Below are 16017 nucleotides of genomic sequence, written 5' to 3'. Positions count from 1 at the left end.
AACTTCTATCAGATACATGGACTTTCTTCCGTGACACCGCTTCTCTCGGCAGAACTTCTATCAGATACATGGACTTTCTTCCGTGACACCGCTTCTCTCGGCAGCACTCCTTCAAAGACATTGACTTTCTCCCGTGATACAACTCCTCTCGGCAGCAACTCTATCAACCAAATAAACTTTCTCCCCTGAAACTCCATATCCAATCCATAAATTCACCCAACAAAAAGGATAAAGGCTCCACACCTTTATCCTTTCTCATCAAAATTGCTTATTGAACAACTTCATTTGTCAATTGAATGAATTCTTCTACGTCTTTCTTCATGATATCAATACCTGCAGCCCAGAAATCTTCTTTTGTAATATCTACTCCTAGATGTTTCTCGGCAAGATCTTCCACTTTCATCGAACCTGTATCTCTTAATAATGCGATATATTTTTCCTCAAAGCCTTCTGGATTCTTAAGGTACTCTGCATAGATTCCTAAGCTGAATAAGAAACCAAACGTATATGGGAAATTATAGAATGGTACACTGTCGATAAAGAAGTGTAATTTACTGGACCAGAAATGTGGGTGGTAGCTGGATAAACTATCCACATACGCTTCTTTTTGTGCTTCAACCATTAACTCATTTAGTCGTTTCTCGGATACATACCCTTTTGCACGTTCTTCATAATATGCATTTTCAAATAAGAAACGAGCATGGATGTTCATAAACATTGCTGTTGCATTTTCTAATTTAGAATTTAGTAAGGCAATTTTTTCTTCTTTTGTTTTAGCATTAGCAACTGTTGCATTACCAATAATTGTTTCTGCAAAAGTGGATGCTGTTTCTGCAACGTTCATAGCATAACGGCGATTTAATGTTGGAAGATCCTTCATTACATGGCTATGGAATGCATGACCTAACTCATGCGCTAAAGTACTTGTATCAGAAGGTGAACCAGTAAACGTCATGAAGATTCGTGATTCTCCAAATTCCGGAAGTCTTGTACAATATCCACCTGGACGCTTGTTTGGTCTATCTTCCGCTTCTACCCAACGATTTTCTAGTGCATGTTTTGAAAATCCTGCAAGTTCTTCACCGAATGTTGCGAAATTCTCAATGACAAAATCACATGCTTCATCGTATGTAAAACGAGTTGGTTCTGTATTACCAACTGCAATTGGTGCATCCACATCTTGCCAACCTAATTTTTCCATCCCTAGAAGTTTTGCTTTTTGTCCAAGAAAGTCAACGAAAGGCTGTTTATTATTAGAAACAGCAGACCACATAGCATTTAACGTATTCTCTGTCATCCGGTTATATTCCAATGGTTCTTCTAAATGATGCTTATAATCATGATTCTTTTGTAAAGTTAATCGGTATCCGGCTAAATGGTTAAGTGTATCTGCAAATACAGGACCAAATTTAGTCCATGCCGCTTCCCAATTTTCAAAAAGTTGTTTACGTACTTTTGGATCTGGATCAGCATACATTCTGTTCATTGCTTGTCCAACAGATAGTTCAGTAGTTTTACCATCTTTATCTGTAAATGGAATCGTCATTATAGAAACAGTTGTATCATATAACGTACTCCAAGCAGCTAAACCATCTTTGTTTAATTCAGCAATAAGCTTTTCTTCTTCTTCAGATAATAAACGTTTTCCATCATCACGGATTTCATTTAACGCAAAAGATACTTCTTGTAAATCTTTATCTTCTAGTAATGTTTCCCATTCAGCATCGGTAATAGCAACGACTCTTTTCGTAAAAGTGTTGGATAGCTTTTGAATCTCACTATAGAGATTCATAATTTGTCCCATAACAACACTTGCATGTTCATCATTTGTAAAAGCATCATGCCACATTTGAACGAATGTTCTTGATTGTCCAAGACCTTTACCGATTTTTTCTTGGATCTGTAGAATCCCTTTAAATTCATCAACTGAACCTGTATTCCATGAACTTAATAAGCTTTTATACTGTTCAATATCTTCTTCTACTGATTTTAATTTTTCCTGAAGTGCTTCGGATTTCGTTCCTCCAGGGAAAATTGTTTCTAAATCCCATGTGTCTACATATTTCATATCAATTTCACTCTCCCTTTATTCTATTTTAAGCTAGCTAGTAGATATCTGTCGAATTTTTTAAAATATTTATCACAGATTAATGAACAATCAGCGGGGAACGAGCCCCCATTGATTGTTCGTTTCACTTTACTTTGCTAATTCATAAATTGCTTGGGCATATATTGCAGATGCTTTCAGTAAATCATCAACAATTGCATACTCATCTTTTTGGTGCATTACATCTTCACGTCCAGGGAACATCGCACCAAATGCAACTCCTTTATCTAATGCACGAGAGTATGTCCCGCCACCAATTGAAAGTAATTCTGCCTTTTCACCTGTTTGTTCTTCGTATACTTTTTGTAACGTTTTAATTAGTGGATCATTTTTTTCTACATAGGTTGGTTTTGAATCGGTGAAATTCTCCATTTGAAGTCCTTTTTCTGCTAATACATTTTCAATTTTGGACTTCCCTCCATCAATATTGAAGGTAACTGGATAACGCATATTCAGGCCAATTCTTCCACCAGTTTCAGGGCGATAGTTCATCACACCAACATTAATTGTTAATTCCCCTGATTCTTCATCCTCAAAAGCAATACCAAAAACTTCACCACGAGACTTGTCATGAAATTCGGCTACTGTTGAAACGTACTTTTTCCCTGCATCATCTAACTGTAGTGTTTTTAAATAATTGGCGAGGTAAATGCCTGCATTTTTTCCAGCTCGTGGTTCTGCACCGTGGGCACTCTTGCCAACTAATGTAAGAATGATTTCCCCATTTTCAGCTGTTGTAGCATTACCTTCTAATTTAGCTTCACTTAAATAAGAGATATACTGTTGGATTATATCTTCAGTAGGCACGTCTGTTTTCAGTTGTGCTTTTGCAAAATCTGGAACCATATTATAACGACGGCCAGATTCAAATGATATTAATTGGTATGCTGCTTCATTATTATTTTCTTCAGTTTGTTGCACCATATCATAATCAGCAATCCCTTTTTCAGCAAAAATAATAGGAAAATCTGCATCAGGTACAAAGCCTGTCGTTGGCATTTCTTCATGTTCGAAGTAATGGTCTACACAACGCCAATCACTTTCTTCGTCTGTTCCTATGATCAGGCGTACTCGTCTATTCAGTGGTAAGCCTAGCTCTTTGACAATTTTCATTCCATAATACGCAGCAATAGTTGGGCCCTTATCATCACTCGTACCACGAGCATAGATTTTTCCATCTTTGATTTCTCCTCCATAAGGATCCATCGTCCAACCATCACCTTCAGGGACTACATCAACATGGCCAAGAACACCAACAAGTTCTTCTCCTTGCCCCATTTCAAGATGTCCCGCTAAATTACCAACATTTTTAGTTGTAAAACCATCTTTATCTCCTAAATCTAACATATATTGAAGTGCATCTTTAATCCCTTGTCCAAGTGGTGCATCTTCAGTTGCATTCTCTTCATCTAATACACTTTTTATTTTTAATAATCCTTGCAAATCTTTAATAAAGTCTTCTTTTCTAGTTAAGACTTCATCCATCCAATTGATATTAGTCATGTAGTAACACTCCTTCTTTCAAACGATCATTTAATTTAAAATACAACTTCAAACAAACGTTTGATTAAATTCTTTTTCCATCTACCTTATTTTACCCTTTTTATGTAAATATACATAATTCTAATACTTGTAAAGAGATATATGTGAAAAGAAAGGAGTAAGGTCCAATGCCTTACTCCTTATCTTATAACCTTGGATCAACCGGATCTGACTCCATAGCTAGTGTTCCTAATACACATTCATGGACCCTCTCCAACTGTTCACGATTTACAAATCGTTTAATTCCTTCCACTCCTAATGCAAATTCCTTTAATGCTAGTTTTTGTTTTTTACCAACATTTCTTTCTTTTAATCGTTTAAGATTTTCTGGAAGCAAATAATCCATCCCATAAATAATGTGAAGATATTTTCTACCTCTTACTTTAATGGCTGGCTGAACAAGTTTTCCTTTATACCGGGATATAAAATTCAAAGGTTTGATGACGATTCCTTCGTGTCCATCTGCCGTCATCTCCTCCCACCATTTAATAACAGCTTCTTCACTCCGAGAATCTTCAATAACTTTAAACTCTGTCTCTACAAAAATATCATCCATTGCTGCAAATTCTCGATTCATCTCCATATGCCACGTATGGGGTTTATGGAAGAAAGTTTCCTTACTATGGGCTAATACATGGAAAGGAGCAATTTGTATCTCATTTATGCCATCGACATTCCAACAATATTTTTGAAATACTTCTTGGAAAACATATGCATTTTCTAATTTGGACTCGTATTCTGCTAACCAATCTATTACATCCTGATTTGTACGAGCAGCGGTTTCTAGTTTATTTTTCAAGGTCGCCCTATCTAAAATTGCATTTTCTGATACATGTGCATACTGATTACTTATTAATTCCTTCGCCTTTAAATTCCAAGGCATAATTTCTGCATCGAGTAGTACATATTCGGTATTATATTTACTAAAATAGTCATTAGCTATTAAACTCTGATTTAATTTGGTTAGTATTTCTTTTTCTGTCTCTTCATCAAAAAATTTCCGTCCTGTTCGGGTGTAAATCGTGCCTAGTGTATTTCTCCCTATTGCTTGAAGTGCTGTATCCGTATCTTTAAAAATAAGTAGAATCCCTCTACTTCCCATATGTTTCTTCTCTGCTACCATCTTTTCTACGCCCATACTCAGGTAGTAGTCTATGACCTCTTTCGGATGTTCCAAATAAGTATCTAATGCAGAAGGTTTTGGACTTGGACTCATCGTTGGTGGAATATAAACAAGTTCTTCCATTGGTACCGTATGATGTGATACTAGATCAATTGCTGGGAGTACATGTTTCTTCGGTACATGTATTTCCCCGAGTTCCTCAGATAAAACCGAAAACCCATTAATATATTTACCGATATTCGGAGGATTAAGTCTGTTTTTCTCCCATTCTTTTAATGGATTTCTACTATCATTCGAATAATCTTCCTTTGCTTTAATAGAAACGAATGTTTTTTCAGGATATCTAAAGGCAGAAAGTTCCCCTCCAAATACAACCCCTTGATCAATATTGATTGTATTATTTGTAATAATTGGTTTTGGTCTCGGATCATGTCCCCATATTATTAATTGACTTGTACGATGAGATATCGTCCAATCTTTTCGAATCGGCTTCCCTGATTCATCTACACCATCGGTATCACCATAACGACAAAAATCACTTACTAGATGTGACTGTTTGCCAATAAATTCGTCCTTTATTCCTGCATGGGTACATACTGCTGTTGGGACACCATTTTTCAATAGCACATAATGGGAAGGTGCATGAAATAAGAACTCCTTAATCTCTTGTTTCAGTTCTTTTGTTTTTTCTTCACCGTGCTCTTGTTCGAACTTATTGAATTCTTCTTCTACTAGCTCATCACCATGGTTTAATGTTACCTTTCTACCATCTAACCACCGGGCAATTTTCCAGCCATGATTACTATCAATCATAAATCCAAGACTGGCCTGAACATGACGTAGGAAAAATTGTATTGTCTTTAAGGAGTGTGGTCCCCGACTCATTATGTCTCCTAGTGATAAGATTTTTCTTCCTTCTGGATGAACGTATAAATCTCGCTCATTTTTTTCATAGCCTAGTTTTTCTAGCAGTTGAATGAATTCGTCGTAGCAACCATGAATATCACCAATCACATCTATTCCATTAGCAACATCAAGTTCAAGTGGGTTATTCGTTCTTCTTATTATTTCTATATCATTGGTACCTGAAATGAAAAATGAAGCCATATACCCTTCTTTTTTAATAAAACGCTTCTCTCTTTTAAATGTTTGAAATTGTTGTCTAATTCTACGTTTTCCTCTTGGCTTTTCTCGCAAATCATCTCGTTCTAGTAACGTCTCTTGATTTACATCAAAAGCAACAGCAACAATTGGCACATGATTGTTTCTCGCAATTTCGATGTATCTTTTTCGATCATCAGCATGCAAGTGAGTAGCATCTACAAACGTTAATTTATTTAGTTTACATCTTTTTTCAATTAATAAATCCATCATCGAAAAAGCTTCTCTAGATATGATTTGATATTGGTCATATAAATTATCTGCTTCATCTTTCGGCCTTTGTTTCCAATCGATAAAATCTGTATCACTTACTAACACTCGAAAGTCATCCGAGCTGACTACTTCAGAAGCGTGAATTTTATTCTCTTCTATTAGTCTTTGGATAAATGTGGACTTCCCACTGTTAGAAGGACCGATTAATAGAACGATTCCAGCATAAGGTAATGTGATTTTCACTTAGTAGTCCTCCTTTCTTGAAAATAGGCAAAGTTGCGTTGGACACCCATATGTAGGATGTTCCTCCCCTATGCCATCAAATACTAAGTCATATGTACCAGGATTTTGTTCCACACACCAATCTTGAAACTCATTTCTCGTCCATTCAAAGCGATGATCAGGATGTCTGTAAACTTCTCCTAACTCATAGATTTGATTGTATTCCTTGTTTGGTGTCGTAATAATTATAGATTTAGGTTGATAATCTACTAAAATTGTTTTCATCACTTTTGGTAAACGATGTTCATCAATATGTTCAATCACTTCACATAAGATGATGATATCCTTATTTTTCAAGCGTTCATCATAATAGAATAAAGAACTCATTACAGGGGTAGGTTGTACAAAATTGTCTTTTTCCTTTATCTTCTCAAATCGGTCCATTGCTTTGAGAGTTTCACCTTCTGATGGTTCAACAGCTAATATCTCTTGTACACCTTTTACAAATCCAAGACGGACTGCCAATTTACCTTCTCCAGAACCAAGATCTACGATACTTTCTTTATATTTACATTTATTAACATAATTAATGATTTTCTCGTATCGTAACTCATTTAATCGGATTCTGTTTTCAGTTTTATTTGGAACGGGCTTTAGTTCACCTTCAATCTCCAATGATCGATAAAGTTCTTTAAACCGGAGAGCACGTCGCAGAATAAATTCTCGCTTGGGATGATTATTAAGCCAGTCTTTACCGAATCTTTCAATCTTCTCTACTTCTTTTTCATCAATATAATAATGTTTATAATTATCTAGTACTGGAATAAGGACATATAATTGTCTTAATCCAGCTTGTAATGTTGTTGTTCCATTTAGTGTTATCCATCTAGCGGTACTTTTCTTTCTTAAGTCAACTTGATATTCTGCTTGTCCATAATTAATTTCCACATCGTACCCTAATGGTTGAAAGATATTTTCTATCTGTTTATCGGTTAAATCGGATGCTATCGGTCCAAAACTAAACTGAAAAGTAAACTGGTGTTCGACCCAAGGTATATACTCCTCCTTAGGTTTTCCATTTAAAGCCGTACCAAGTGCAGAGCGTAGGAACGAACAAAATATACTACTTACAACAAATTCTCTGTCATTTATATAGGATGTAATATCATACCTTTCTGAATGATCCCTAGATAATGCAATTGGATCTGGTGTGACAAAAAATGTTACTTCTACCTCTTTACTCGTAAACCTGTTATAAAACATTCGGATGAGGTGTCCATTATTAGTTCGTTCATAGCGATTATTTGGATTTTTAGCGAGCAAATAGGATAGGACATCTACATGTTCACCGGTAGCTTGAATCGTTAGTTGCATCATACCACCTCTTAATTGTTTAAGTTTTATTACAATATACCATAATTTGTATAACACTTGGTAACCTATATTTCCCTTGTCATACGTCCTCCTTGGATTTTTTTCTTTCCAATTCATTACTTAATAAACTGAACTATTAGCAAATATATTAAATTACCTTTATAATGATTTTGGTGTAGACATCAAGAAGGGTAAAAAGGAGGTTGGTATCAGATGATATCGCTAATAGACGTATCTAAAGTCTATAATCAAAAAGACAACTCTACCTTTCATGCAATTGATTCCGTATCACTATCAATCAATCGTGGCGATATATACGGCATTATTGGTAGAAGTGGGGCAGGCAAATCTACTCTATTACGATTAATTAATCTCCTAGAAATTCCTAGCAGCGGAACCGTTATCGTTGATGGAGAGGATCTAACTAATCTATCGAAACAAAAATTACGTCATGCTCGTCAATCAATTGGGATGATTTTTCAACATTTTAATCTTGTATCCAATAAAACGGTGTTGGAAAACGTGCTTGTACCTTTAGAATTAGCAAGGTATCCGAAAAAAGAAAGACTGGACCGTGTGAGAGAAGTACTACGTTTTGTTGGTTTAGAAGACCTTATGTCCAAGTACCCTAGTCAATTAAGTGGTGGACAGAAACAGCGGGTAGCTATTGCAAGAGCACTAGCAAATAAACCAAAAATACTGTTATGTGATGAACCAACTTCTGCACTTGATCCGAATACAACGAAAGAAATTCTTGAAGTATTACAGTCTATACATAAAGAGCTAGATGTAACCATTGTTATCGTCAGTCATGAAATGGACCTCATAAAAAGCATTTGTAATCGAGTGACGATCATTGATAATGGACAAGTATATGAAACAGTAGATATTAAGCCAAAAGGTATAGTTAATTCTGATCACACTCCAGACTGGTTCTTAACTCAATTGACAGAGGAGCGTGAGTCAGACAATGCCTGAAATACTAGTTCAATACCAAGCAGAAATTTGGCAATCCATCGGTGAAACCTTTATCATGGTAGGCGTATCTATCTTATTTGCGATTGGTTTAGGACTACCTCTTGGTACATTGCTATTTCTTACTAGAAAAGGACAACTTTTAGAGAATCGTTATGTTTTCTCTCTCTTGAACTTATTTGTAAATATAGTTCGTTCCTTCCCTTTCTTGTTATTTGTCATTTTTCTTATTCCTTTTACAAGATGGATAATAGGTACTGCAATTGGTACTGCAGCTGCAACTGTACCACTTTCCATTATTGCCATTGCTTATTACTCCAGGTTAGTGGAACAGTCATTAATAGACGTTCCTAAAGGAGTCATTGAAGCTGCAATATCCATGGGGGCTTCAACCCGAGAGATTATATTTAAATTTTTATTTGTAGAAGCACGATCAGGATTAGTTCTAGGACTTACTACATCAACAATTAGTTTTATTTCTTACTCAACTATTGTCGGTGTTGTTGGTGGTGGTGGAATAGGAGACTTTGCTATCCGCTATGGCTATCAGCGATTTGAAACGGAACTAATGACCTATATGATTATCATCATGATCATTCTAGTACAGCTAATCCAATTTTTAGGTACAACAATTTCTAAAACAATTGATAAACGATAAAAGGAGCTTAACAACGATGAAAAAACTAATCATGTTAATTACGTTATCACTACTCATTCTTGCAGGATGTGGCCAATCTGAAGACAAAAATGCAGAAAATAACCAAAATAACACTAATACTCAAGAAGAAGTTACATTAAAAGTTGCATCTTTAATTCCTCCAATGACTGAAGTTCTAGAGGTAGCTGAACCATTACTTGAAGAACAAGGTATTAAATTGGAAATTGTAGTTTTAGGTGATAATATTCAACCAAATACAGCATTACAAGCTAAAGAAGTAGATGCAAACTTCTTTGGCCACGGACTTTGGATGCAAACTTTCAATGAAAACAATGATGCGAATCTAGTTGTAGTTGAACCGATTTACCATGCTGCACTTGGTCTATATTCTAAGGAATACAGCTCTTTGGAAGAACTTCCAGATGGTGCTACAATTGCTCTACCAAATGACCCTACTAACCAAGGTCGTGCTTTAGCATTTCTAGATGATAAGGGAATCATTACGTTAGATGAAGAAGCTGGAATCTATGGTTCTTTAAAAGATATTGTAGAAAATCCAAATAATTATGATTTTCAAGAAGTTGACTTACTAATGTTAGCAAGAATGTACGATGATGCAGATGCTTCTATCATGTATCCTTCTTATGCTGCACCTTTAAATCTAGTTCCTAGTGAAGATGCTTTATTAGTCGAAGAGCCAATTGCTGATTTCGCTATATCGTTAGTTGCTAGAGAAGATAATGTAGATTCAGAACCAATTCAAAAGTTAGCAGAAGCAATGACAAGCTCAGAAGTAAAACAATTTTTAGAAGAGAATTATCCTGAATCAGCTGTACCAGCGTTTGAATAATAAGGATAAACATATAGTAAAGAAGCAGAACTCTTTCATTAGAATTCTGCTTCTTTTTCATAAGAAAGAGCCAGCATAGAGGATGCTGGCTCTTTCAACTTAATATCTACTTATGGAAAATTTATTATCTTCCTGGTAGAGGTCTTACTGGTCGATCACTTGCATCACTAGCAATAGCAAGCATAACATCTACGGAATTACCGTTATATGTTACTGTCATTGCTGTAATACCAGGCATTAAACCAGTTACGGCACCTTGATCTACAGAAGCAATTCTTTCGTTGGCCATTACATAGGAAGCATCTGCAGTTACATCTACTTCTTCTGTACTACCATCTTCGTAAGTTCTAACTTCTGTAACAGTAACATTATCAGTTTGACCAACTGTTACCATCATTAGAGCTTTGTCAACCTCTAATGATACTTCAACAGGCTCACCGATGTTACCTTCAACGACAGTAACTTCTACAGTTACTTCATTTTCACCGTAAGTAATCGTTACTGTTGTTTCACCTGCACCAACTGCAGTAATAACTCCAGCATCAACAGTTGCAACAGATTCGTCAGCTACAGAGTAATCAGCTAGAGCTGTTACATCTTCTTCTGTAGACTCGTCACCAACTGTAGTAGTTTCTGTTACTACAACTGAAGCTGTTTCTCCTACTTCAAGGTTAACAGAATCAGGATTAACATCTAGACTGATAACTGGTTCTGGATCTTCTCCATCTCTTTCAATTTCAAATTCTGCAGTTCCACTATTACCAGCAGCATCTAAAATGTGAACAGTAACCATTTCAGCACTTTCTGGAACATCAATTTCAAATGAACCATCTTGTTCTAGTACGAACTCTACTGGATCACTCTCTACGTCTTCATTTATGAAGCTATAAGATGCTGACAGCTTTTCATTGAGATCGTAAGAATAACCCCAATCTGCTAAAACGTCAATGTAGTGGAGGTAATCATCTGATACCTGGCCAGTAATTTTGTTTTCAGCTACTTCACCTGTAATCACAGGAAGTGTCGACTTAACAAATAATGGACCAACCCAGTCACTGATAACATCACCAGTTGGTGTCAGAGCAGTAAAGTCAATTGAATATACTCCATCTGGAATCGTTGTTAATTCCTGTGGTGGAGCCCATGGTGTATATTCCCCAGTAACATTTAGATAGTAGGATCCTGCACCTAAGGAATTCCCAGCGTGTAGGTATCCAATATAACCATCACCATAATAGCCACCATATGGGTCTTCGAAGTCCCAAACTTCAAGGTAGTTTGTTAAAACATCCCCTGTAATGGTGAAATCAAGTCTTGCTACATCATTTACTCCATCACCATTGAAGGATAAATCAGTTTCAGAGATTCTCATATCTCTTATTTCGTAAACTGCTTCTTCCTGAGGACTAAAATCGGCAGCAAATGGTAGAGAAATTTGATTTTCTCCTCCATTAATATGGATATAGCCTAAGAACTCGTCACCTCTTTGAGTATCTTGTCCTCCAACTACTAATGTTACTTCAACTAATTCTTCTCCATTTGGTGCTAACGTAAACGACTCTTTATCAACTCTTAAATATGCATCTGAGAATGGCTTCGTTACTTCAACTTCTACATTGAAGTCCCCACCTAATCCTTTTAAATCTTTCACACGAATTTGCTTCGTAACAGAAATCTCTTCACTTAGATCTTGTGGACCAAATGTAACTGTACCTTTGATATTTGGTACAATTTCTCCGCTTGAATCAAGTACTGCTTCATCTTCAGCGTAAGCAAGTACACTTGGGAATACTGCAGCATAAGCATTTACTCGACCTGCACCTTGATCAAAAACATCATATCTATCTTTATCTAGAAGTTTTGCAGTATTTGAAAGTGATACTTTCACATCAAATGCATTCCAGTCTGGATTTGCTTGCTTGATTAATGCTGCAATTCCAGTAATATGTGGTGCTGACATTGATGTACCTGTAAAACGATCATAAGACTGTTCATAGCTTGCATCTGGGAAATCCCATTTGTAAGCAGGGATAGATGACATGATATTTGTTCCAGGAGCTAGAACATCTGGTTTAATATCAAAGTTCGGTCTGGATGGACCACGTGAACTTGAATCATTGATTTCATCACCAGCAGTTTGTACTGAAGAAAACTCAGAGAACGATACAGTTCCTGGTCCTACTTCAAGTGCACTACGAATAGCCTCTCCGTCTGTTACAGACATATCAATCGTAGGTATGAAGTCGAATGAATCACCTAAGAAAATATCAGCTGGACCAGGTGCATTCGTTCCACCAGAGAAGTTATGAATAATAGTTGCCACTGCGCCGTTTGCCTTTGCATTTGCAATTTTATCAACAAACGCAAGCTCTCCACGAGAAATTAGTGCAACTTTACCTTCCACATCAATTCCTTCATAGTCTTCTAAAGCACCAAATCCAGGAACAGCGACTAGCTCATACTCACCGTCAAGTTGATTAGCTAGATCTTGTCCAAATGTTGTAGCCATAAATTTCAAGTCTTTAGAATAGCCATAATCATTACTTGGAACAGAAACATTTACTACTGCACTATGTTGTGTTTCTGGATTAGTCGTGTTACCTACAGTAATTGCTAAACGTGAAGTTCCTGGAGTTGTAACAGATCCACGTCCTGGGCCTGAGTTTCCAGATGAAAGTACAGCTATCACGTCAGCCATCATCGCATTATTAATTGCATAAGCTAAACTATCATTCTCAGAGTTACTTCCCCCACCAAGTGATAGGTTAATAACATCCATATCTTGATTAACTGCCTCTTCAACTGCTGCTATAATACCAGCAGTAGCACCACTACCATACGCACCTAATACACGGTAAGCGTATAAGTCAATTTCCGGTGCAACCCCTTTAATTCCATATTCATTTGCACCAATTGCAGCAATTGTACCAGCTACGTGCGTTCCATGGTCTGTCCAGAATGTACGACCACTTGCATTTACTTCTGGCATATGTGCTGGACGTTCTGCAGGAGATGTTTCACGAGCATCATCGTCTGCACGTTCACGATTATAATCTGAACTGCTTTGAATAAAGTTCTTTCCGCCTTTATAGATGCCTTGGAATTCTGGATGGTCTGGGTCGATACCAGTATCAAGTACCGCTACTTTAATTCCTGCCCCTTTATAACCAGCTTCCCAAATTGGCTCAATTCCTAAATGATCAATACTTGTATTCATTTGAGTGCCAAGTTCCATATCTTTTTCTAATTTAGAAGAAGAATCAACTGGCTTCTTATTTTTAAGAGAAGATACATCTCTAGATTTACGAACATCATCAGCATATACAATAGCATCTGGTTCAACTAAAGTAACACCTTTAATGGCAAGTAATTTCTGAAGATCATCTGCTTTTACTTCTGCAGAAAAACCGTTCAGTACTGTATCATACTCAAATCCTTTATTAAATAAAATATTCTTTGCGCTCATTTCAGAAAGTACACGACCATGTTGTTTATTAATTACGTCACGTATTTCTTTCGCTTTTGAACTAGACAAGGATTTCCCTTGTAACTCCGCAATCCCTTGTTCTAAAGCTACTGGCTTTTCAGAAAGATGGATAATAACTGGAACCATCTCACTTCCAGATTTTCCTTGTAAATCTTTATGAAGCTTTGGTAATCCTTCAGAATTTGCAAGTTGTTCAGCAATCGCTGCCTTCAATTGCATATTTTCTACACTTTGTACTTCTTTCTTGAATGTACCGTTATTAGCCATTGAATAGTCATTCGCTGATACAGGTATTACTAGCGAAATAACCATTAAAAAGGCTAGGAAACTACTAAATAGTCTCGTGAATTTCTTCTTCCCCAATTGTTTTCCTCCTACTCTATTCCATCGAATTCAATGGTGTTCTTTAGTAGATTGTTTCTACTATGTAGCATTCTAGTAAAAGAATCTCTAGTTTCCCTCCTTTCCATTTCACTTTACTAGAAAACTCACGCACTTGTTCTCAATAAAGAACATCATGCCCTAAAACAAATGGAAGTTATCTTTCCATTTATTGCATTATACTATATAATTTAGAAAATTAAAACGATAAAACGAATATTTTTTTCTTTATTGCGAACAAAAAGTGTTTATATGAAATAAAATATAAAAAAACTGAGACTAGATAAGTATCTGTCTCAGTTTCTCTACTATATTTCTCCCTTTTTACGTGCAGACATTTCTTCTTTCATTTCCTTATCCATTGCTTGTATCGATTGTTGCCTATTTCTATTTTTTTGGATAATTGCTTCTCGCTCTTCAGGACTTGCAAATTCCAAACTTGCTTCTGCCTCTTCCATTTTTGCTTTCGTATTTTCGATCATGTCATGTAACCGTTCCACATTATTCATTCGGTTATCTGGATTTGATTGTTTTTGCTCAGACATAGGTTTCCTCCAAACTTACGTTATTATCGTTAGTTTGATATCAACTTATCGTTTTATGCATATAAAATAAGTAAAAAAGAAACAGTCGCCATTTGCTCCTGTTTCTATTAATTGTCATTTTATATTATTAAGCTGTAACTTTTTTCTCTTCTTCTTCACTTTTCTTGAACAAGCGCTTGAATTTGGATGAAACACCTAATAATTTTTCTTGTAAATCCATTGCCGGTTCAAGACCTTTAATACTAGATTGGTAGGACCGAATCATGGAAATCGTCACAATTGGATCGATTATTGCTCGTTTTAAAGCAGTAGTTAAAACGTACGCACCAATAATGACTAATAGTCCTAGCACCGAACCTAATCCTGGATTATTCTCAGATAACAGTTTCGAAATAAACATTAATGGTAATGCAAAGAGGATAAACATAATAATATTAAATGCATATATAAATACAACTGATCCTAATGATGTTTTAATAATGCTCTTCCAACTTTGGGCATATAATACAACGCCATCTGCTGCAGACTTCCAAACTGTTTCCTCACGCTTTTCATTTTTTCTAACAATGATATAACTTACAATGGCTTCATCAATATAATTTAGACTGATAGACATTACTGCGTTAAGAAAACCGATAATATTTTTGGAGCCAGGAATAAAACTAAAAAATTCTCCTACACGCATTGTCCAACTTTGAATTTGCCTTACTGCACCATGAATCATTTGATCAACAGCAAAGGCTACATTTGCTGAGCCGAAATTGTTTTTCACTTGGTCTTTTCCATATTCTATTTGCCCTTTTCCCTCAGGAACTTTTCCATTATTTAGTAGTTCAATAATGACAGATATATGAGCTACTTTAACCATATACAATACATATCTTTCAAGAAACTTTAAACTTCCATAGACAACCCCAAAAGCAATTAACATAACGAATAGAAACGCTCCTGAACTTTCACCGAACATCTTAAATAGTAAAAATCCAATTCCAACCATAATACCTAAAAATATTAGGCCTCCAACAGCAAAGGCTGCATAAATTAAGATTCTTGCAAAAATAAAAGGCATCGTACGCTTAAATAGGTTCATAACAGACATAAATAAAGACCTCCATAATGTATTGGTGAGGCATCTTTACTTGGCTAGGAATATTTTCCTAGTAATCTTTACCTCCAGGCTATTGTATGCGAAGTATGTATGTATCTATTCCTCAATTTTCCAATTTATTATGTTTCATCTAAAGGACAAAATAAAGAGGCTGGGACAAAACTAGCCGAAAATAACTAAAAATGGTTCCTATCATCAAAAATAGATGATAGGAACCATTTTTCTTTGGATTATTTTCACAATTTATTGTTCGATTGCCTTTCATGGCGGT

10 protein-coding genes are annotated in these 16017 nt (G+C 35.9%); 3 read left to right on the top strand and 7 right to left on the bottom strand.

What is annotated here, in order from left to right:
• Positions 1–268: 268 nt before the first annotated feature.
• From IEV35_RS17195 to IEV35_RS17180, 4 genes are all read right to left on the bottom strand, one after another.
• Positions 269–2068: a M3 family oligoendopeptidase gene (locus IEV35_RS17195; protein WP_188385887.1), complete on the bottom strand. Its 1800-nt coding sequence runs from the start codon at positions 2066–2068 to the stop codon at positions 269–271.
• 129 nt (positions 2069–2197) lie between these two features.
• A complete protein-coding gene (gene pepV / locus IEV35_RS17190; RefSeq protein ID WP_188385886.1) occupies positions 2198–3610 on the bottom strand; it encodes a dipeptidase PepV in 1413 nt (470 codons plus the stop codon).
• Positions 3611–3794: 184 nt separating this feature from the next.
• On the bottom strand, positions 3795–6389 hold the full coding sequence (locus IEV35_RS17185; RefSeq protein ID WP_188385885.1) for a polynucleotide kinase-phosphatase: 2595 nt from the start codon (positions 6387–6389) through the stop codon (positions 3795–3797).
• A complete protein-coding gene (locus IEV35_RS17180) occupies positions 6390–7799 on the bottom strand; it encodes a 3' terminal RNA ribose 2'-O-methyltransferase Hen1 (RefSeq protein ID WP_229740788.1) in 1410 nt (469 codons plus the stop codon). It lies immediately after the preceding gene.
• 156 nt (positions 7800–7955) lie between these two features.
• On the opposite strand from IEV35_RS17180, the gene IEV35_RS17175 reads away from it, so the two are divergent.
• The 3 genes from IEV35_RS17175 to IEV35_RS17165 are packed head-to-tail and all read left to right on the top strand — an operon-like array spanning position 7956 to position 10225.
• Positions 7956–8720: a methionine ABC transporter ATP-binding protein gene (locus IEV35_RS17175; protein ID WP_188385883.1), complete on the top strand. Its 765-nt coding sequence runs from the start codon at positions 7956–7958 to the stop codon at positions 8718–8720.
• The gene (locus tag IEV35_RS17170; protein ID WP_188385882.1) at positions 8713–9375 is read left to right on the top strand and encodes a methionine ABC transporter permease; all 663 of its coding nucleotides are present in this window, start codon (positions 8713–8715) and stop codon (positions 9373–9375) included. Before IEV35_RS17175 ends, IEV35_RS17170 begins: the two co-directional genes overlap by 8 nt.
• A gap of 16 nt (positions 9376–9391) precedes the next feature.
• A complete protein-coding gene (locus tag IEV35_RS17165; protein WP_188385881.1) occupies positions 9392–10225 on the top strand; it encodes a MetQ/NlpA family ABC transporter substrate-binding protein in 834 nt (277 codons plus the stop codon).
• A gap of 124 nt (positions 10226–10349) precedes the next feature.
• On the opposite strand, the gene IEV35_RS17160 is transcribed toward IEV35_RS17165, so the two are convergent.
• The 3 genes from IEV35_RS17160 to IEV35_RS17150 all read right to left on the bottom strand — a co-directional run bounded on the left by IEV35_RS17160 (position 10350) and on the right by IEV35_RS17150 (position 15737).
• Positions 10350–14075 (bottom strand): S8 family serine peptidase, encoded by a 3726-nt coding sequence (locus IEV35_RS17160; protein WP_188385880.1) that lies wholly within the window; start codon positions 14073–14075, stop codon positions 10350–10352.
• Between the two features lie 326 nt (positions 14076–14401).
• Entirely contained in the window at positions 14402–14638 is a 237-nt protein-coding gene (tlp, locus tag IEV35_RS17155; RefSeq protein WP_188385879.1) for a small acid-soluble spore protein Tlp, read from the bottom strand.
• A gap of 127 nt (positions 14639–14765) precedes the next feature.
• Positions 14766–15737, bottom strand: coding sequence for a hypothetical protein (locus tag IEV35_RS17150; RefSeq protein ID WP_188385878.1), 972 nt, complete (start codon positions 15735–15737; stop codon positions 14766–14768).
• Positions 15738–16017 lie beyond the last annotated feature (280 nt).

Origin of the sequence: Ornithinibacillus halotolerans, assembly GCF_014637405.1 — a bacterium.
GTDB classification, from domain to species: Bacteria; Bacillota; Bacilli; order Bacillales; family Amphibacillaceae; genus Ornithinibacillus; species Ornithinibacillus halotolerans.
The sequence above is the reverse complement of the archived record's forward strand: the minus strand, read 5'-3'. Positions and strand labels throughout refer to the sequence as shown.